The organism is Thioalkalicoccus limnaeus (assembly GCF_041197575.1).
In the GTDB taxonomy this organism is placed as follows: Bacteria; Pseudomonadota; Gammaproteobacteria; order Chromatiales; family Chromatiaceae; genus Thioalkalicoccus; species Thioalkalicoccus limnaeus.
In genome coordinates, this window is the sequence record NZ_JBDKXB010000012.1 from 1 (window position 1) to 17273 (window position 17273).

Consider the following 17273-nt stretch of genomic DNA (forward strand, 5'->3'; position numbering starts at 1 on the left):
AGATTAAGACTTTAGCGCGAAATCGGGCGGCGCCCGACCTGGCCATAGGGACATGCTACGGCCGCGGAGGACACCCGGATCCGGTTTAAAATCACTGTTCAGTAGGGAATCTAGACCCGCCCGTGGGATCTGTCAACCATGCTTAACGTAAATGGTACTTGACAACCCGGCGGGCAGAGTATCTAAACTTAGCGGTAATCCGAAAGCCCCCAGGGCATCGGTTCGAAACGGTTTGGGTCGGCCGTCACGACCGAAGATTGGGTTGCGGTCGGTGGGCTGCGCGTCGGGCGCAGCGGATCACGGGCAGCGGACAGTGTCTCGAGGTCGTGTGCATGGTGCGTTAGAGAGTGTGATCGGGTGTATCGCAGAATTATCGGCACGGTTGCCGCCGCGAACGATGGGGATTCGTTTCCGTGAAGCATTTCAAGGCGCCAAAGGAAACGCTCGGGGGGATCGATGCCATTACGACAGGGCGTCTGGTCGCTGCGGCTTCCGATGTTGCGTTGGTTACGGACAGGGAAGGGGTGGTGCAGGATGTGGCCTTCGGCAGCGACGAATTGGCAAAGGAGGTGGACGGGGATTGGGTCGGTCAGGCGTGGGCGGACACCGTGATACCGGCGAGTCGGCCTGTCGTGGCCGAGATGCTGGAGGAAGTGGGCGCGCGGGGCGGGTCGCGTTGGCGGCAGGTCTATTACTCGACACGCCACGGGGAAGCCGTGTCGGTTCGCTACTGCGCCGTCGCGGTGGCCGACCGCAAGCGGGTCTTGGTCGTCGGGCGCGACCTGCAGCCGGTCGAGGCATTGCAGCAGCAGTTGGTCGAAGCCCAGCAGGCGCTGGAGCGGGACTATTGGCGGTTGCGGCAGTTGGAGACCCGTTATCGGCTGTTGTTTCAGACCGCCAGCGAGGCCGTGTTGGTCATCGAGGCCGGCACGCAGAAGATCGTCGAGGCGAATCCGGTGGCCGTGCAGTTGCTTGGCGAGCGAGGGCGCGGCGTGCTGGGTCGGATCTTTCCGATTGGCTTCGACCCGCGCGGCACGCAGACCGTACAAGGGTTGCTGGCGGCAGTGCGTTCGGCAGGGCGGGCCGAAGAGGTCCGGGCGCATTTGGTCGATGGCGCCACGGAGTACACGGTTTCCGCCGCACTGTTGCGTCAGGAGAACGTGACCCTGTATCTCGTTCGTCTGGTTCCGGCGGGCGTCGGGGCCGCGGCGCCGGTTTCGGATGCGGCGAGCAAGGCGCTCAAGGTGATGGAGTTGGCCCCGGACGGCCTGGTCGTTACCAGCGCGGATGGTCGGATCCTGACGGCGAATGCGGCTTTTTTGGATTTGGCCCAATTGGCCAGCGAAGAGCAGGTACGCGGTCAGCCGCTCGATAACTGGCTGGGTCGGCCCGGTGTCGACATGAATGTGCTTTTGGCGAACCTGCGCCAACATGGCACCGTGCGATTGTTTGCGACCTTGCTGCGTGGCGAATACGGATCGACGACCGAGGTCGAGATCTCGGCGGTCGCGGTGCGCAACACCGAACGTACGGTGTTTGGTTTCATTATTCGTAACGTCGGACGTCGGGTCAGCACGGAGGCGGCACAGGGTCGCGAGTTGCCTCGGTCGGTCGAGCAATTGACCGAATTGGTGGGGCGTGTTCCATTAAAAGAATTGGTGCGTGAGTCGACCGATTTGATCGAGCGCCTGTGTATCGAGGCGGCGCTTGATTTGACCGGGGATAACCGGGCCTCCGCGGCAGAATTGCTCGGATTGAGTCGGCAGAGTCTATACGTGAAGCTGAGGCGCTATGGTATCAGTGATGTGGCGGCGGAGGAGGGCGGTTAGCGCTCGGCTGTCGGTCATTCGCCTAGCGCGTTGTCGTATTGGGTCTGGTGTGTTGCCGAGCTGGGCCTCGGGATCGACGCCAAGCGGGGAACGGTCGTTGTTTTCAATAATTGATTTCGAGGGGAAAAGCTCGGCCATGGCGCCATTCGGCTACCATCCTGATGCGTTTGGTGGTACCCTATCCCAGCATTGTCAAGGGCGTGCTTTTCCGAGCTATAGATAGCCTGACGTGCCAGGCATGCAAAGGATTGTCGATACGCTGAGTCGACGTGGCGGCGGATGCAATGAGCATTCCTCGTGTCTGAAGCGTATCACAGAAGCCCGCATTGCGGGCGTGTGGGGCTGCGGGGTCACTGCCGTTCCGTCGTTCGGTGGATATCCTGTAGCAACGTTTGTTTGTCAACTTCGTTAACGGTATGGAGTAGAAGAGATGAATCTACCGCCTCTCACTGAAGACCTGATGCTGAAAGTCATGCTGGCCATGTGGGGTGCCTTGGCCTTCGTTTTCTTCATTCTGCCCGGTTCGCCCAGCTACATCTGACGTAGCGCAGCGCCCGAACGCCGACAGGTCCCGCCGCTCGCGGCGGGTAAAAAATATCGGTCGGTATGGCTAGTGTGTTCTTAAATGGTGGAGCAGAAAAGATGAGCGAACAAGTCGGCTTGATGGTGATGATGGCCTGCTGGGCAGCCTTGGCTTTCGTTTACTTCGTAAGCCCCGGGGTTCTCCCGGCCTAGCTCGCCTGATCTCCAGCATCGTCGAGGCGTCCGTAGCCGCAGTCTGTCATTGTGCCGGTCGCTATCGCGTGCTGAGATCACGCACAGATGACCTCCTTCCATCGCGCTGCCTTGGAAGGGGGTCGTCGTCTCCGCAGCCTTGCCTTGTCGTCGGCCTGCGGAGAAGCCAAGCGCTTCGCTTGACGGTCAGTGCTGACCGTCGGGCTAGTGATTCATCTGCTCGATCAACGCCCGAGGATCGGTGTCCTCGATGCGGTCGAACAGCTCGGTCGCCTGCTCGGCGAGACGCCGAGTGTCGCTGTCGCGGACGATCTCCTTGATCTCGAGGAGTGACCCCGGTTGCATGCTGAAGGTTCGCAGACCCAATCCCAGCAGCAATCGCGTGAAGCGCGGGTCGCCCGCCATCTCGCCACACATGCTGACCGATGTCAGTCCTTTGTTGCCGATGTCGATGACCTGGCGAATCAGCGTCAGAACGGCCGGGTGCGCAGGGTCATACAAGTAACTCACCGCGTCGTCGAGCCTGTCGATGGCGAGTGTGTACTGGATCAGGTCGTTGGTGCCGATCGATAGGAAATCCAGTCGCTTTGCGATGGCGGCGGCGGTCAAGGCCGCCGCGGGGATCTCGATCATGCCGCCGATCGGAATCTCGGGGTCGAAGGCCAGCCCATCGCGTTGCAGCTCGTCCTTGGTCTGAGCGATCATGAAAAGGATGGTCTCGACTTCGTGCATCGAGGTGATCATCGGCAGCATCAATCGAACCGGGCCGACGGCGGAAGCCCTCAGGATCGCGCGCAGCTGAGGCCGAAAGATGGCCGGCTCTTTGAGGCATAAGCGGATCGCGCGCAGGCCCAGGGCGGGATTGCCGGTCGGTGGCGCACGCGAGGCCGCGCTGCCCTGCTTGTCGGCGCCGAGATCCAATGTGCGAATCGTGATCGGGATGCCGTCGAGGCCGCGAATCACAGAGGTGTAGACGGCCAGGTGTTCTTCCTCGTCCGGCAGATCCTCCCGATTCATATAGAGGAATTCGGTGCGGTAAAGCCCGATGCCGGATGCCCCGAGTGCGCGGGCGGTGGCCACGTCCTCCGGCAGTTCAAGGTTCGCTTGTAGTTCGATGGCGACGCCGTCGCGCGTGACCGCTGGTTCACCGATCAGGCGGCGCCGTTCGATATGGCGCGTTGCGAGGAGCTGCTGGTGGTGGCGGTAATGCCGCAAAGTGCTTTCGTCGATGTCCGCGAGGACCATGCCTGTCTGCCCGTCTACGATCAGGAGCTCGCCGGAGACCAGGTAGCGTGTCGCAGAGGGCACGCCGATGACCGCGGGGATGTTCAGGCTCCGAGCGAGGATCGCCATGTGCGACATGGGTCCGCCTGATTCGCTGACGAAGGCCGCGACACCGCGATAATGGAAGTCGATCGCCTCGGCTGGCGTCAGGTCGCGCGCGACGATGACCCGGCCCCGGAGGTCGCCGGTCGCCGGAAACTCGGGCGGTGATGGATCGAGCAGGAACCCCTGGATCTGCTGGACGACGTGTTCGATGTCGTCGCGGCGAGTCTTCAGGTAAGGGTCGTCCATCAAGTCGAAGGTCTCGACGAGACGGTCCCGCTGGCACTGCAAGGCCCATTCGGCGGTGTAGAAATGCTCGCGAATCGATTGCCGGCAGGCGTCGACAAGGGCCGCGTCTTCGAGCATCAGCAGGTGGGTGTCGATGAACTCGGCGATCCCGCTCGCCATGCCCCGCGGAATCCGGTGGCGAATGTCCTTCATGGCTCGGTGGGCGGCGGCGACCGCTTTGGACAGCCGCGCCAGTTCCGCGTCGACATGGGCCTCGGACACCGTCCGCCGGGAGAGGATGGGCCGCTGCTCGCGGTCAAGGACCAAGGCCTCGCCGATCGCGATGGCACGCGTCGTCGTGATGCCGATGCCGAGGCAAGCCAGCGTCATTCGCCCTCTCCGAAGCGATCCGCAATCAGTTGCGTCAGCGCCTTGCACGCCGCCGCCTCGTCGTCGCCGTCGATCTCGAGTCGCACGCGGCTGCCTTGACTGGCCGCCAACATCATGACCCCCATGATGCTCTTGCCGTTGACGCGGCGTCCATCCTTGCTGACCTGAATCTGGCTGGTGTAGGCGCTGGCGCAGGTGACGAACCTGGCGGCTGCGCGCGCGTGCAGACCGAGCTTGTTTACGATCTCCAGCTCTGTTTCGATCATCGGCGCGAGTCGTGTCGGTCGTTCGTGTTCGGGCACAGCATGACCCCGTCGTGGGCGCCGCTCAAGGCCTTGGCAGCCAGTTCATCCAACGGTAAAGGGGCGTAGTTCAGCGCCCGCACCAGCATCGGTAGATTGACCCCGCTCAGTACGCGGACCCGATGCTGACCGCCGAGCGAATGGGCGATGTTCGATGGCGTCGAGCCGTAGAGATCGGTCAAGACGAGTAGGCCGTCGCCCTCGTCGAGAAGAGCCGCCATGGCCCGTGCGGTGGCAAGCATGTCGTCGCGCTCGTCATCGTGACCGACGGCCAGGGCTTCGGCGCGGAGTGGACAGCCACCCAGCATCCCGGTCGCCACCCGGAGCAACTCGGCACCGATGCCATTGTGGGTGACCAGCAAGAGGCCGGCGCTCATCAGGGCAGCTCCCGGTGGCGGACCATGACCTTGTGACCGCCCGCCTCGAAGTGATTACGGAGGGCCTCGGCCAGGTAGACGGACCGATGCTGCCCGCCGGTGCAGCCGATCGCTATGGTCAAATAGCTGCGCCCATCCGTTTCGAATTCCGGGATCCAGCGGTCGAAGAAGGCGAGGATGTCGTCGCGCATCCGTGTCACCTCCGGGTGTCCGTCAAGGAAGGCCGCGACCGCCGGGTTCAGCCCCGTCAGGCGGCGCAGTTCGGGCTCCCAATGGGGGTTCGGCAGGCAGCGGACGTCGAAGACGAAGTCCACGTCGTGAGGTGCCCCGTATTTGTAACCGAATGATTGTAAGAGGATCGATGTCCGGGGCGATGATTCTCCGGCCACCTGCTCGCGAATCAGATCCCGCAGCTCGTGTACATTCGTGTGCGTGGTGTCGATATGCCAGGTCGCGCCCCTGAGGATCGGTTCCAGATACTGCCGTTCGAGCACGATCGCCTCGCGCAGCGAGCGATCGGCGTTGGTCAGTGGATGCTTGCGTCGCGTCTCGCTGAAGCGAGTGATCAGGGTGTCCGTCTGAGCGTCGAGGAAGGCGACACGGCACTCCAGCCCAAGCGCGCGCGCCTCGTCGATGATACGTGTGAGGGTGGCGAGGTTTTCGGGCTTGTTGCGGGCGTCGATGCCGACGGCCGTCTGATCGTAGACCGGGTCCTCGAGTTGCGCGATGACGGTGGCTAACTCGGTCAGCAGGAATAGCGGAAGGTTGTCGATGCAGTAGTAGCCGAGGTCCTCCAGCGTGTGGAGCGCAACGCTCTTGCCCGAGCCCGACAGACCGCTGACGATGATCAGTTTCATGGTACCTTGACAGGCCCTTCCGGCGGCGCCGGCCGAGTCCCGTGAGCTACTATGTCGTACGCTGTTCCCAGTCCTTGAAGAGGCCGAGTACCTCGGCCGCTGTCTCGGCGTTGCGCAGGCTCACCCGCAAAGCTGGATTGCTGAGCATCGTGGCCAACTGGGATAGAAGCTGCAGATGCATCTCATTGGCCGCCTCGGGTACCAGTAGCGCGAAGGCCAGGTCGACTGGCGTTTCGTCGATGGCGTCGTATCCGATCCCCGTCGCCAGTTGGGCGAAGGCCCCGATCGGTTCCCGGATCTCCGGTACGCGTGCGTGCGGCAGCGCGATACCGTGACCGAGACCGGTGCTTCCGAGCCGTTCTCGTTCGATCAAGCGTTCGAAGACGATCTCCGGCGTGAGGATCAGGTTCGCGCTGGCCAACAGTTCGCTCAAGGTCTCGAGCAAGCGCTTCTTGCTGGTGACCTCTACACGGCAGCCGATCCGGCGCTCGGCGATGAGTTCAGACGGAGACATCGATCACATGAATCCCAATGCACTGGACAAGGATAATGGGCGGAGATTTTCGCACATCCAGCGCGGTGATTGTGGGGTATTGCATCACAACGGCGTCAGCCGCTGTGAGCATCGCGTCGGTCGCGACGATCGCACCGAGTCGCATGAGACCAATCACTCGGGACGAAGTGGCGCCCGGTCCGGGGCGTTTGGTCTGCCTATCGCTCGGACCGGGGTGCTTCCTACTCGTCGGTCGGTGGGGCTTCGTCTAATCCTTTGAGGCTGTTGCCGCCGCGGTGATTGTTCTTCTTCTCCTTGTGGCGAATGACCTGGCGATCGAGCTTGTCGATCAACCCGTCGATCGCGGCATACATGTCTTCATGGACCGACTCCGCGAACAGGTTGGCCCCATTGACGTAGATCGTGGCCTCCGCGCGTTGGCGGAGCTTCTCGACGCTGAGGATGACGTGCATGTTGATGACGTGGTCGAAATGCCGCCCGAGACGCTCGAACTTGTTCTCGACATAGCCCCGGAGTGCCTCGGTGATGTCGACATGGTGCCCCGTCAGGTTGATCTGCATGATGTACTCCTAGTGTTCTGAACGCCTCTCAAGTGAGACGTTTACGTTCGTTCGAAGGTGGTATGCCCAAGGCCTCGCGGTACTTTGCCACGGTGCGTCTGGCCACATTGATGCCCTGATCCCCAAGCACGGTCGCGATCCGGCTGTCGCTGAGGGGCTTGCTGGCCGGCTCACCGGCGACCAGCTTGCGGATCAGGGCGCGGATCGCGGTCGACGAACATTCGCCTCCCGAAGCCGTGCCCACATGGCTGGAAAAGAAGAACTTCAATTCGAAGGTGCCTCGTGGAGTATGCATGTACTTCTGGGTCGTCACGCGCGAAATCGTCGACTCGTGCAGATCGAGGGTCTCAGCGATGTCGCGCAGGACCATGGGCTTCATCGCCTCCTCTCCGTGTTCCAGAAAATCCCTTTGCAACTCCACGATCTTGGCGGCAACGCGCAGCACCGTCTCATTGCGGCTCGCCAGGCTCTTGATGAACCAGCGTGCCTCTTGGAGGTGGCTCTTCAAGCACAGGTTGTCGGCACTTTGATCGGCACGGCGGATCAGCTTCGCATAGTCCGCATTAACCCTGAGCCGCGGCGTGATGTCCGGGTTCAGCTCGACCAACCAGGCGCCGTCGCGTTTGCGCACCAAGACGTCGGGTATAACGTACTCTGTTTGGATTTCCGCGATCAAGGCCCCGGGGCGGGGTTGCAGAGCACGAATCATCGTGATGGCCTGTGCCAGTTCGTCGGCGTCGAGGCCAAGTGCGGTGCGGATCCCGGCGAGATCGCGTCGCGACAGCGTGGCGAAGTGGTCGCGGCAGATGGCGAGCGCGACATCGCGCACGGGATCCCCTTGCGGATGTTGTCGCAATTGCAGAAGGAGGCATTCGCGCAGGTCGCGCGCGGCCACGCCTGGAGGGTCGAATGACTGGACGCGATGGATCACGGCCTCGATCTCATCCAACCCGAGGTCGGGGTCACCGAGGGTCGCCTTCAGCTCCGCGGTATCGGTCGTCAAGTACCCGTCGTCATTGATCGCATCGATGACGGCGGTCGCGATCGCCTGCTCGAGCGGGTCGAGGCGGGACAGGTTCAGTTGCCACATCAGGTGGTCGTGCAGGCTTTGCGGGCGACTGCGCTGTGCGAGCCAATCCGGCCCCTCTTCGTCGCGGGTCGCGCCGGGCAGGTAGCTGGTGTCGTAAAGGTCGCTCCACTCGGTGTCGACCGGTAAGTCCTCAGGGATGTCGGTGCGTTGCCCATCGACCTCGCGGTCGAGATCCCGCGGCGGGGTTTCGAGAAGGGCATCACGCTCTTCCGCCGGGCGTTCGCCTGCTTGTTCCTCGGCGCCATGGGAACCCTCGGTCTCGTCGCCCTCCTCGATCATCAGGTTCGATTCCAGGACCTCCTGGATCTCGCGCTGCAGATCCAACGTCGACAACTGCAGCAACTTGATCGCATGCTGCAGCTGCGGGGTCATGGCCAGATGCTGGCCGAGACGAAGTTGGATCGACTGCTTCATTGCTCGGATTGCCGTAACATGGTTCGCAATTCAATGCGATCTGGATCATTCTAGCCGATGCAACCCTGATCGTAGCATGACTCGAGGTGCCGGCCCCGGCTCGTGTCGAGTGCCCCGGGGTCATAGCGTGAAGTGCTCGCCGAGGTAGACGGCCCGGACCTCGGCGTTTTCGAGCAAGGCCTGGGGTGTCCCTTCGGCGATGACCCGGCCGTCGTTGATGATGTAAGCGCGGTCGCAGATGTCGAGCGTCTCACGCACGTTATGGTCCGTGATCAGGATGCCGATGCCGCGCTCGCGCAGATGGGTCACGATCTGCTTGATGTCGCCGACTGCGATCGGGTCGACCCCCGCGAAGGGTTCGTCGAGTAACATGACCCGTGGCTCGACGGCCAGCGCACGCGCGATCTCGAGGCGGCGGCGTTCGCCGCCGGACAGGCTCAGGGCCAGCGATCCAGCGACATGGGCGATGCCGAGTTCCTCGAGCAAGGCTGTCCCGAGGGTGCGCCGTCCGGCGCGGTCGAGCTCGCGGCGTGTCTCGAGGATCGCCAACAGGTTCTCCTCGACGCTCAGTTTGCGAAAGACCGAGGGTTCCTGCGCGAGGTAACTCAAGCCGCAGCGGGCGCGGGCGTGCATCGGCAGCCGCGTCAGATCCCGCCCGTCGAGCGTGATCCGGCCCGTATTGGCCGCAATCAGGCCGACGATCAGGTAGAAACAGGTGGTCTTGCCCGCGCCATTCGGCCCCAGGAGGCCCACGACTTCGCTGTCGTTGACATCGAGATCGACGCCTCGGAGTACCGGGCGATGGCGATAGTGCTTGGTGAGATTCGTTGCCCGCAGTGTCGTCATGGTGTGGGGGTGATCTCGATGCGAACGCGCTCCGTCCCGTTCGCGCTGGTCCCGGCCTTGATCTGGGAGGTTGCTCGATTGAACAGGATCCGATCACTGCTGAAGCGATCCTGACCCTGGTAGAGGACGGCTCGGTCGATCAAACTGATCTCGTCCCGGGTGACGTCATAGGTCATTTGTCGCGCCTCGGCCCGCTGCTCCGGGGCGTCGCCTTCGGCGCGTTGGACGAGGATCGCCGGGTCCCCCCAAGCGGTGATCCGTTCCGGCCGGCGATCGGGTCGATGCTGAACTTCGACTCGGTCGGCCTCGATGCGCAGCCGACCCTGTTCGACCAGGACCTGGCCTTGGTAGAGGCTGAGGGCGAGCTGGTCGTCGAACTGCACGCTGTCGGCCTCGATCTGGATCGGGTCGTCGGCGCCAGCGGGGCTTGGCACAGCGGATCCGACCCACGACGCCAGCAGCAGCGAGAGCGCGCAAGCGAGGTGTCGGCGGTCGTGACCGGGCTGAATCATGGTCGCCCCTCATCGGCCATGTGAAAGATGGCCTGTGTGCGCTTCGGAAATTCGATCCGGAGTGTCTCGCCGAACCAGAGGCGGACGCCGGTCGACGTCAGTTGATCACGGTCGCTGTAGAGTCGAACCGGGTCATCGGTCTCGGCGTAGTCGTTTTGGGGTTCGACGCGTAACGAATCGGTCTCGATCCGTATCGCGCGGGTCGTAGCGCTGGCCGCGCGATGCAGCACGACGTTGCCGTGGAGCTGGATCTCGTTGCCCTCGGCCGCGACCCGGCCGGCCGCGGCTTGGGCGTGCCACGGAGGGGCCTGATCGACTAGCCAGGTCAGTTCGGGGGCGTCGAGCTCCGTGCTGTCGTCCCCGGGAAAATGCCGCAAGATGCGCGCCTGCAGATGACGCTGGGTCCGTCCGAGATCGTCCATCTGCGTGGCCCGGAAGCCCTCGACGACGTAATCCGGACGGCGCTCGGCCGACGCCGACGGCGGCGCCTCGACCCGCTCGGGCCGGCCCCACCACCAGGCGGCGGTACCGAGCCCCGCCAGGATCAATGCGAGTGTGAGCTGTTGGCGGTTGACGAACATCGCTGGTGCCGGGCGGCTCCCCGTCATGGCATGGCCATCAGTGCGGGAGAGTGCCCTGGGCTTCCATGATGAGCTCGCAGACCTCGCGCGCCGCTCCCCGGCCCCCCGCGGATGGTGTCTGCCAATGGGCCTGCGCAACGACCCGCCTATCCGCGTCGGCCGGCGCAACGGCCAGCCCGACCCGTTGCATCACCGGCAGATCGACGAGGTCATCGCCGACGTAGGCGATGCAACGGTCGTCGAGTTGCAGTTCCTTTCGCAGCTGTTCGTAGGTTGGCAGCTTGTCACGGCATCCTTGATAGAGGCGATCGATACCGAGTTCCGCCATGCGGCGCTCGACGGCTTTGGAGCGGCGACCGGTGATGACGCCGACCGCGACGCCCGTCTGTTGCAGCATCACGAGTCCATGGCCGTCGCGACAGAAAAAGGCCTTGAGTTCCGACCCGTCGTCACTGAAATAGAGGCGGCCATCGGTCAAAACCCCATCCACATCGAACAGGGCTAAGCGGATCGGTCGGGCGCGCTCGAGGATATCTCGCATGGCGGTTGGATTCGGCGGAAGAAAACAGTGGGGGCGGGGTAAACCGGGTCGTGGCAGACTAAACCACCCCGGCGCGGAGCATATCATGCATGTTCAGGGCGCCGATCAGGAGTTGATCCCGGTCGACGATCAGGAGTCCGTTGATCCTCCTGTCTTCCATCAGACGCAGTGCCTCGGCGGCCAGCATGTCGCGATGGGCGGTCACGCAGCCCGGTGTCATGACCGCCTCGATCGGGGTGATGTGAATATCGATCGGACGGTCGAGTGTTCTGCGCAGATCCCCATCCGTATAGATGCCGACGACCCGGCCAGCCGTATCTGTGATGGCGCTCAGGCCTAGGCCCTTTCGCGTCATCTCGATCAGCGTATCCTTGAGCAGTGTCCCGAGCGTCACGCGCGGGATGGCTGGACCCTCACGCATGATGTCGGCCACCCGCAGCAGCAGCCGGCGCCCCAATGCGCCGGCCGGATGCGAGCGGGCGAAATCTTCGGCCGTGAAGCCGCGGGTCTCGAGCAGGGCCACGGCCAACGCGTCACCCATCGCCAGCGCGCAGGTCGTGCTTGCGGTCGGCGCGAGGCCGAGCGGGCAGGCTTCGCGCGTCACGGCGACGTCGAGGTTGACGTCGGCGGCGCGCGCCAACGTCGAATGCGGGTGGCCGGTCAGGCTGATCAAGGGGACCCCGAGCCGTTTTATCATCGGGACCAGCATCAAGAGCTCCGGTGTTTCGCCGGAGTTCGAGAGGGCCAGCACCACATCCTTGCCGGTGATCATGCCGAGGTCGCCGTGGCTGGCCTCGCCGGGGTGCACGAAGAAAGCCGGCGTCCCGGTGCTGGCCAGGGTCGCAGCGATCTTGCCGGCAATGTGGCCGGATTTGCCCATGCCGAGGACGACGATCCGGCCGGCGCAAGCGAGCATGTGTTCGCACGCCCGTTCGAAGCGTGCGTCGATCCGGGAGACCAGCGCCCCCACAGCGTCTGCCTCCGTCTGCAGCACGGCTTGTCCCAGCGCGCGAAGGCGGGCCGGGTCAGGGAGGTTTCCGGTCAAGTCGGCTCGTGGTTCGTCGAGGTGTCGCGTCGCCATCTATTACGAGTTCGCGGTCCGTGGTTGCGTACCGAGTCGCCACAGACCGAGTCTTGGCCTCGGCGATTCTTTCAGAGGGCCGCGGTCGACGCAAGCCGCGATGCCAGAACTCGACCGGGTGACGCGGAGCCCGAACTCGGCTCTTGCGTGTGCGTCGCGGCGCTGATCGCGACAGCGGCCACCGCGCCTCGGTCGGGGCCTGAATCGGAGCCGCTGAGCCGCGCGGATGAATGGGGATCGGTGATTTGGTGACGACCTCTCCCCGGCCTCAACGACTTGACCAGTTGCCGGGGGGAAGGGATACTCGAAAGTCTTTTGCGTCAATGACTGTCCAATCGAGAGATCATGGGCCAACGGAATCGGCATGGCGGCGGCCCCTCGGTAATTGCCCCTGCTCCGGCCCCGGCACGTGGCGGGGTCGACGGCGGGATCCTCGGGCCGGATGCCCCGCCTCCGCTCGTTCGGGTTCGCGGCCTGACGTTCGCGCGTGGATCGCACCTGATCTTCGACGGCGTCGATCTCGATATCCCGCGTGGTCGGGTAACGGCCGTGATGGGCCCCAGTGGGACCGGCAAAACGACCTTGTTGAACCTGATCACGGGTCAGCTACGCCCGCAATCCGGAACCATCGAGGTCGACGGCGAACCGGTCCACCGACTGACACGTCGCGATCTGTTCCGTTTGCGGATGCGGATGGGCATGCTGTTTCAGACCGGTGCACTGTTGACGGACCTCAGCGTCTTCGACAACGTCGCCTATCCGTTGCGGGAGCACACTCGGCTGCCGGAGTCGATGATTCGCAGGCTGGTCCTGATGAAGCTCGAAGCCGTAGGGTTGCGCGGTGCCTGTGATCAGATGCCGGCGACCCTATCGGGCGGCATGGCGCGGCGGGTCGCCCTGGCTCGGGCCGTGGCGCTCGACCCGATGATGATCCTGTACGACGAGCCTTTTTCGGGACAGGATCCGATCTCCCTCGGGGTACTGATGTCGCTGATTCGTCAACTGAATGATGCCAGCCGCATGACCAGTGTCGTCGTGTCTCATGACGTAGCGGAGACCTTGCGCATCGCCGATTATGCCTACCTGATCGCCAATGGCCGGGTCATGGAGGCCGGGACCGCCGACCAGGTGCGCGCGAGCCGCGCCGCGTGGCCCCGCCAATTCTTGCAAGGCCTGCCGGATGGCCCGGCGCGTTTCCACGTACCAGCGCCGGATTTGGCGCATGATATCCTGGCCTGAATGAGCAGGGTGCTCGATCACCTGGCGCGGTTGGGGCGTCTGGGTCTGGAGGTCTTCGCGCGTCTCGGCCAGGCGCATTGGCTGCTCTTTGGAATCCTGTCCGGGATGCGGGATCTCGCGATGCGGCCGCGGCGGCTGGTGGTCGAGGTCCACCGGATTGGCGTTCTATCGGTCCTGATCGTCGTGGTCTCGGGGCTCTTCGTCGGCATGGTGCTGGCGCTCCAGGGCTATTACGTGCTGTCGCAATTCGGTGCGGCCGAGAGTCTTGGGATCATGGTCGCTGCCTCGCTGGTTCGTGAACTCGGCCCGGTCGTGACGGCCTTGCTGGTGGCGGGGCGCGCGGGGTCCGCGCTGACGGCGGAGATCGGCTTGATGAAGGCCACCGATCAGCTGTCGGCACTGCAGATGATGGCCGTCGATCCGATCAAGCGGATCCTGACGCCGCGCTTCGTCGGTGGTCTGCTGTCGATGCCTTTGTTGGCGGCGATGTTCAGTGCGGTGGGTGTCCTCGGCGGGTATCTGGTCGGCGTCGGTTTACTCGGGATCGATGGCGGGGCCTACTGGAGCCAGATGCAGGCGCGTATCGACCTGCACGAGGATATCGTCAACGGCCTGATCAAGAGCCTGGTCTTCGGTGTCGTCGTGACCTGGATCGCACTGTTCCAGGGTTATGCCGCGACACCGACGGCCGAGGGCGTCAGCCGGGCGACGACCCGGACCGTCGTGCACTCGGCCCTCGCCGTCCTCGGGCTCGACTTCGTTTTGACCGCACTGATGTTCGGGGGGTGAGCCGATGCCGTCGACGCGCACGATCGAGATCCTGGTCGGGGCCTTCATGGCCGCCGGGTTGCTGGCGGTCTTCTTCCTGGCGATGCAGGTCAGCAATCTCGGTGCGGCACTGCCGACCGAAGGCTATCGGGTCACGGCCCGATTCGACAACGTCGGCAGCCTGAAGGTGCGTGCGCCGGTCAGCGTCGCCGGGGTCCGTGTCGGGCGGGTCGAGGCCATCGCGATCGACCGGACGACGTTCGAAGCCGTCGTCACCCTGGCCATCGATCGCCGTTTCGATTTCCTGCCCGACGACACCTTTGCCAGCATCCTGACCTCGGGCTTGCTGGGAGAACAGTATATCGGCCTGGATCCCGGTGGCAGTCCCGATCCGCTGCGCGACGGCGATCAGATCCTGCACACGCAGTCCGCGTTGGTGTTGGAAAGGATGGTCAGTCAGTTCTTGTTCAACCGATCCGACTAGCGCGTCGCCAGCGCCCGGCAATCTGGGCCAATCAATCGCGCGGCAAGGGTGCCGACTGACTCATGCCCCTCGCGGCGTGGCGGTGACCCGCCGACGAGCCGAGGGCGCGGCCAGGCTCGCGAAACGGTGATCGAACGGGTTTATAGGCGACGACGCTGATCCGAAACGAGGTGACGAGATGGGGCAGGCTTGTGTGAAGCGCGATGACTCGGGTGTCGCGCGGGTCGAAGGGGATCTCGACTTCGTCAGTGTCGTGCCATTGGTGAAACTGCCCGATTGGCTGTTCACCGAGACCAAAGACCCGGTGATCGATCTGGCCGGTGTCGAGCACGCGAACAGTGCCGGGGTGGCCTTGTTGTTGGAATGGATGGCGGATGCGCGGCGCGATGGCCGCCGCCTGAGGTTCGTCAACCTTCCGGATTCGCTGCGGCGGCTTGCGGCCCTGAGTCACCTCGAGGCCTTGCTCGGGATCGAGGATGATAGCCGGCGATGAGTTTTTCCCATCGAATACCCAGCCGAATGACCGGCCCCCGATCGAGCGGTTTCATGCTGTGGGGTGGCCCCAGCCATGAGAGCCATGAAAACCACGAGAGTTAGGTTAGACGACGCGCGATGGATAAACTGCTGATTACCGGTGGTCGGACCCTGGATGGCGAGGTCCGCGTGGCCGGGGCCAAGAACGCGGCCTTGCCGATTCTGGCCGCGACCCTGCTGGCCGACGGCCCCGTGACGCTGGCCAATGTGCCGCATCTCAAGGATGTGACGACGACGATGGAGCTGCTCGGTCGCATGGGCGTGGAGTTGACCGTCGATGACCGGATGCGGATTCGGGTGGATGCGCGGCCGGTCAAGGTCTTCGCGGCACCCTATGAGCTCGTCCGGACGATGCGTGCGTCGATCCTGGTGCTGGGCCCCTTGCTGGCCCGTCACGGTCAGGCCGATGTGTCGCTGCCTGGCGGCTGTGCCATCGGCGCGCGCCCGGTCAATCTGCACATTCGGGGGCTGCGGGCGATGGGCGCCGAGATCCTCGTCGAGGGTGGCTATGTCCGCGCCCGCGCCAAGCGGTTACGCGGGGCGCGCATCGTCATGGATCTGGTGTCGGTCACCGGTACCGAGAATCTGATGATGGCGGCGGCCCTCGCCGACGGCGAGACCCTGATCGAAAATGCCGCTCGCGAACCGGAGGTCGTGGATCTGGCTCGCTTCCTGGTCGCGATGGGGGCACGGATCGAGGGCGCTGGTACCGACGCGATCCAGATCCAGGGTGTCGATCGACTGGGCGGGGCCGACTATCGCGTGATGCCCGACCGGATCGAGACCGGTACCTATCTGGTGGCCGCCGCGATCACCGGTGGCCGGGTGCGGATCCGCGACACGAATCCGCATCTGCTCGATGCGGTCTTGACCAAGTTGCGCGAGGCCGGTGCTCTGATTCAGACTGGAGACGACTGGATCACGCTCGACATGGGCGGGTGCCGACCGCAAGCCGTCGATGTGCACACCGCGCCCTATCCGGCCTTTCCGACCGACATGCAGGCGCAGTTTTGCGCCTTGAACAGCGTCGCCGAAGGCGTGGGGACCATCACCGAAACCATCTTCGAGAACCGTTTCATGCATGTGCTGGAGATGCAGCGGATGGGTGCCGATATCCGGATCGAGGGCAGCGTCGCGATCTGTCGCGGCGTGGAGCGCTTGACTGCGGCACCGGTCATGGCGACCGACTTGCGCGCGTCGGCGAGCCTGGTGCTCGCTGGGTTGGTGGCCGAGGGCGAGACCCTCGTCGATCGCATTTATCATATCGATCGTGGCTACGACAACATCGAGGAGAAACTCTCCGCGCTCGGTGCCGTCATTCACCGTGTGTCTGCCTGAGGGATCCGATCGCCATGTTCAACGACGCACCCTTGACGATCGCGTTGCCCAAAGGGCGCATCTTCGACGAAGTCCTGCCGCGGCTGGCCGAGATTGGAATTCACGCGCTGGATGACCCTCATCACAGCCGCAAGTTGATCCTCGCGACGAATCGGCCGGGTATCAAGCTGGTGCTGATCCGGGCCAGCGATGTGCCGACTTATGTCGAGTATGGGGCGGCCGATCTGGGGGTCGTTGGCAAGGATGTGCTGATGGAGCATGGCGGAGATGGCCTGTACGAGCCGCTGGATCTCGGTATCGCCCGGTGCCGGATGATGGTGGCCGGGATTCCGAACGCCGACCACGGGCCGGGGCGGCTGCGGATCGCGACCAAGTTCGTGCGCAGCGCCGAGCGCCATTTCGCGGCCCAGGGGCGCCAGGTCGAGATCATCAAGCTTTACGGCTCGATGGAGCTGGCGCCGCTGGTCGGTCTCGCGGATCTGATCGTCGACCTGGTCGAGAGCGGCAACACGTTGAAGGCCAATGGGTTGGTGCCCCTCGAGCAGATCGCTAACATCAGTGCTCGTCTGGTCATCAACAAGGCATCCTGGAAGACCAAGCATCGGTCCGTCACCGCGTTGCTCGAGGCCCTGCGCCGCGTTGTCGAGCGGGTGCAGCCGGTACCGACCTGACGGGCCTTCGTAAACCAATCCAGTTTATCAGAGCGCCTGGGACTCGCGGGTCCGGG

General features: G+C 64.0%; 19 protein-coding genes. 7 read left to right on the forward strand and 12 right to left on the reverse strand.

Translation table 11 applies throughout. The features are described from left to right. Window positions 1-413 precede the first annotated feature (413 nt). Window positions 414-1829, forward strand: a complete 1416-nt coding sequence (gene ppsR, locus ABC977_RS10290) for a transcriptional regulator PpsR (RefSeq protein ID WP_369667173.1) — start codon at window positions 414-416, stop codon at window positions 1827-1829. Window positions 1830-2768: 939 nt separating this feature from the next. On the opposite strand, the gene ptsP is transcribed toward ppsR, so the two are convergent. From ptsP to ABC977_RS10350, 12 genes are all read right to left on the reverse strand, one after another. Further along, window positions 2769-4508: a phosphoenolpyruvate--protein phosphotransferase gene (gene ptsP, locus ABC977_RS10295; protein WP_369667174.1), complete on the reverse strand. Its 1740-nt coding sequence runs from the start codon at window positions 4506-4508 to the stop codon at window positions 2769-2771. After that, on the reverse strand, window positions 4505-4774 hold the full coding sequence (locus ABC977_RS10300) for an HPr family phosphocarrier protein (RefSeq protein WP_369667175.1): 270 nt from the start codon (window positions 4772-4774) through the stop codon (window positions 4505-4507). Before ABC977_RS10300 ends, ptsP begins: the two co-directional genes overlap by 4 nt. Then, on the reverse strand, window positions 4771-5187 hold the full coding sequence (locus tag ABC977_RS10305; protein WP_369667176.1) for a PTS sugar transporter subunit IIA: 417 nt from the start codon (window positions 5185-5187) through the stop codon (window positions 4771-4773). Before ABC977_RS10305 ends, ABC977_RS10300 begins: the two co-directional genes overlap by 4 nt. Next, on the reverse strand, window positions 5187-6044 hold the full coding sequence (gene rapZ, locus ABC977_RS10310) for an RNase adapter RapZ (RefSeq protein ID WP_369667177.1): 858 nt from the start codon (window positions 6042-6044) through the stop codon (window positions 5187-5189). The genes ABC977_RS10305 and rapZ overlap by 1 nt, the downstream gene beginning before the upstream one ends. A 49-nt stretch (window positions 6045-6093) precedes the next feature. After that, window positions 6094-6558: a PTS sugar transporter subunit IIA gene (locus tag ABC977_RS10315; protein ID WP_369667178.1), complete on the reverse strand. Its 465-nt coding sequence runs from the start codon at window positions 6556-6558 to the stop codon at window positions 6094-6096. A 221-nt stretch (window positions 6559-6779) separates the two neighbouring features. After that, entirely contained in the window at window positions 6780-7118 is a 339-nt protein-coding gene (gene hpf, locus ABC977_RS10320; RefSeq protein ID WP_369667179.1) for a ribosome hibernation-promoting factor, HPF/YfiA family, read from the reverse strand. 28 nt (window positions 7119-7146) lie between these two features. Then, on the reverse strand, window positions 7147-8622 hold the full coding sequence (locus ABC977_RS10325) for an RNA polymerase factor sigma-54 (RefSeq protein ID WP_369667180.1): 1476 nt from the start codon (window positions 8620-8622) through the stop codon (window positions 7147-7149). A gap of 120 nt (window positions 8623-8742) precedes the next feature. Further along, window positions 8743-9468 (reverse strand): LPS export ABC transporter ATP-binding protein, encoded by a 726-nt coding sequence (gene lptB, locus ABC977_RS10330; protein ID WP_369667181.1) that lies wholly within the window; start codon window positions 9466-9468, stop codon window positions 8743-8745. Continuing rightward, entirely contained in the window at window positions 9465-9980 is a 516-nt protein-coding gene (lptA, locus tag ABC977_RS10335; RefSeq protein ID WP_369667182.1) for a lipopolysaccharide transport periplasmic protein LptA, read from the reverse strand. Before lptA ends, lptB begins: the two co-directional genes overlap by 4 nt. Beyond that, window positions 9977-10588 carry an LPS export ABC transporter periplasmic protein LptC gene (gene lptC / locus ABC977_RS10340; RefSeq protein WP_369667183.1) on the reverse strand — a complete coding sequence of 204 codons (612 nt, stop codon included), beginning with the start codon at window positions 10586-10588 and terminating at the stop codon, window positions 9977-9979. The genes lptA and lptC overlap by 4 nt, the downstream gene beginning before the upstream one ends. Window positions 10589-10598: 10 nt before the next feature. Then, complete coding sequence (locus tag ABC977_RS10345; RefSeq protein WP_369667184.1) at window positions 10599-11102, reverse strand: KdsC family phosphatase; 504 nt, start codon at window positions 11100-11102, stop codon at window positions 10599-10601. A 58-nt stretch (window positions 11103-11160) separates the two neighbouring features. Beyond that, window positions 11161-12183, reverse strand: coding sequence for a KpsF/GutQ family sugar-phosphate isomerase (locus tag ABC977_RS10350; RefSeq protein ID WP_369667185.1), 1023 nt, complete (start codon window positions 12181-12183; stop codon window positions 11161-11163). A 345-nt stretch (window positions 12184-12528) separates the two neighbouring features. Between ABC977_RS10350 and ABC977_RS10355 the strand changes: the two genes are divergently transcribed. The 6 genes from ABC977_RS10355 (at window position 12529) to hisG (ending at window position 17217) form a co-directional block, all read left to right on the forward strand. After that, window positions 12529-13422 (forward strand): ABC transporter ATP-binding protein, encoded by an 894-nt coding sequence (locus tag ABC977_RS10355; protein WP_369667186.1) that lies wholly within the window; start codon window positions 12529-12531, stop codon window positions 13420-13422. After that, window positions 13423-14211, forward strand: a complete 789-nt coding sequence (gene mlaE / locus ABC977_RS10360) for a lipid asymmetry maintenance ABC transporter permease subunit MlaE (RefSeq protein WP_369667187.1) — start codon at window positions 13423-13425, stop codon at window positions 14209-14211. It abuts the gene before it with no gap. 4 nt (window positions 14212-14215) lie between these two features. Continuing rightward, window positions 14216-14674 (forward strand): outer membrane lipid asymmetry maintenance protein MlaD, encoded by a 459-nt coding sequence (gene mlaD / locus ABC977_RS10365; protein ID WP_369667188.1) that lies wholly within the window; start codon window positions 14216-14218, stop codon window positions 14672-14674. A gap of 178 nt (window positions 14675-14852) precedes the next feature. Next, window positions 14853-15167 (forward strand): STAS domain-containing protein, encoded by a 315-nt coding sequence (locus ABC977_RS10370; protein ID WP_369667189.1) that lies wholly within the window; start codon window positions 14853-14855, stop codon window positions 15165-15167. A 119-nt stretch (window positions 15168-15286) separates the two neighbouring features. Beyond that, window positions 15287-16546 carry a UDP-N-acetylglucosamine 1-carboxyvinyltransferase gene (gene murA, locus ABC977_RS10375; RefSeq protein WP_369667190.1) on the forward strand — a complete coding sequence of 420 codons (1260 nt, stop codon included), beginning with the start codon at window positions 15287-15289 and terminating at the stop codon, window positions 16544-16546. Between the two features lie 14 nt (window positions 16547-16560). Further along, a complete protein-coding gene (hisG, locus tag ABC977_RS10380) occupies window positions 16561-17217 on the forward strand; it encodes an ATP phosphoribosyltransferase (RefSeq protein WP_369667191.1) in 657 nt (218 codons plus the stop codon). Window positions 17218-17273: the final 56 nt, after the last annotated feature.

Coding starts and splice junctions, on each gene's coding strand:
- ABC977_RS10300 (WP_369667175.1), bottom strand. CDS start 4,774: ATGATCGAAACAGAGCTGGAGATCGTAAACAAGCTCGGTCTGCACGCG.
- lptC (WP_369667183.1), bottom strand. CDS start 10,588: ATGACGGGGAGCCGCCCGGCACCAGCGATGTTCGTCAACCGCCAACAG.
- ABC977_RS10315 (WP_369667178.1), bottom strand. CDS start 6,558: ATGTCTCCGTCTGAACTCATCGCCGAGCGCCGGATCGGCTGCCGTGTA.
- ABC977_RS10370 (WP_369667189.1), top strand. CDS start 14,853: ATGGGGCAGGCTTGTGTGAAGCGCGATGACTCGGGTGTCGCGCGGGTC.
- mlaE (WP_369667187.1), top strand. CDS start 13,423: ATGAGCAGGGTGCTCGATCACCTGGCGCGGTTGGGGCGTCTGGGTCTG.
- rapZ (WP_369667177.1), bottom strand. CDS start 6,044: ATGAAACTGATCATCGTCAGCGGTCTGTCGGGCTCGGGCAAGAGCGTT.
- lptB (WP_369667181.1), bottom strand. CDS start 9,468: ATGACGACACTGCGGGCAACGAATCTCACCAAGCACTATCGCCATCGC.
- ABC977_RS10350 (WP_369667185.1), bottom strand. CDS start 12,183: ATGGCGACGCGACACCTCGACGAACCACGAGCCGACTTGACCGGAAAC.
- hpf (WP_369667179.1), bottom strand. CDS start 7,118: ATGCAGATCAACCTGACGGGGCACCATGTCGACATCACCGAGGCACTC.
- ABC977_RS10355 (WP_369667186.1), top strand. CDS start 12,529: ATGGGCCAACGGAATCGGCATGGCGGCGGCCCCTCGGTAATTGCCCCT.
- ABC977_RS10305 (WP_369667176.1), bottom strand. CDS start 5,187: ATGAGCGCCGGCCTCTTGCTGGTCACCCACAATGGCATCGGTGCCGAG.
- ABC977_RS10345 (WP_369667184.1), bottom strand. CDS start 11,102: ATGCGAGATATCCTCGAGCGCGCCCGACCGATCCGCTTAGCCCTGTTC.
- ABC977_RS10325 (WP_369667180.1), bottom strand. CDS start 8,622: ATGAAGCAGTCGATCCAACTTCGTCTCGGCCAGCATCTGGCCATGACC.
- ptsP (WP_369667174.1), bottom strand. CDS start 4,508: ATGACGCTGGCTTGCCTCGGCATCGGCATCACGACGACGCGTGCCATC.
- lptA (WP_369667182.1), bottom strand. CDS start 9,980: ATGATTCAGCCCGGTCACGACCGCCGACACCTCGCTTGCGCGCTCTCG.
- mlaD (WP_369667188.1), top strand. CDS start 14,216: ATGCCGTCGACGCGCACGATCGAGATCCTGGTCGGGGCCTTCATGGCC.
- murA (WP_369667190.1), top strand. CDS start 15,287: ATGGATAAACTGCTGATTACCGGTGGTCGGACCCTGGATGGCGAGGTC.
- hisG (WP_369667191.1), top strand. CDS start 16,561: ATGTTCAACGACGCACCCTTGACGATCGCGTTGCCCAAAGGGCGCATC.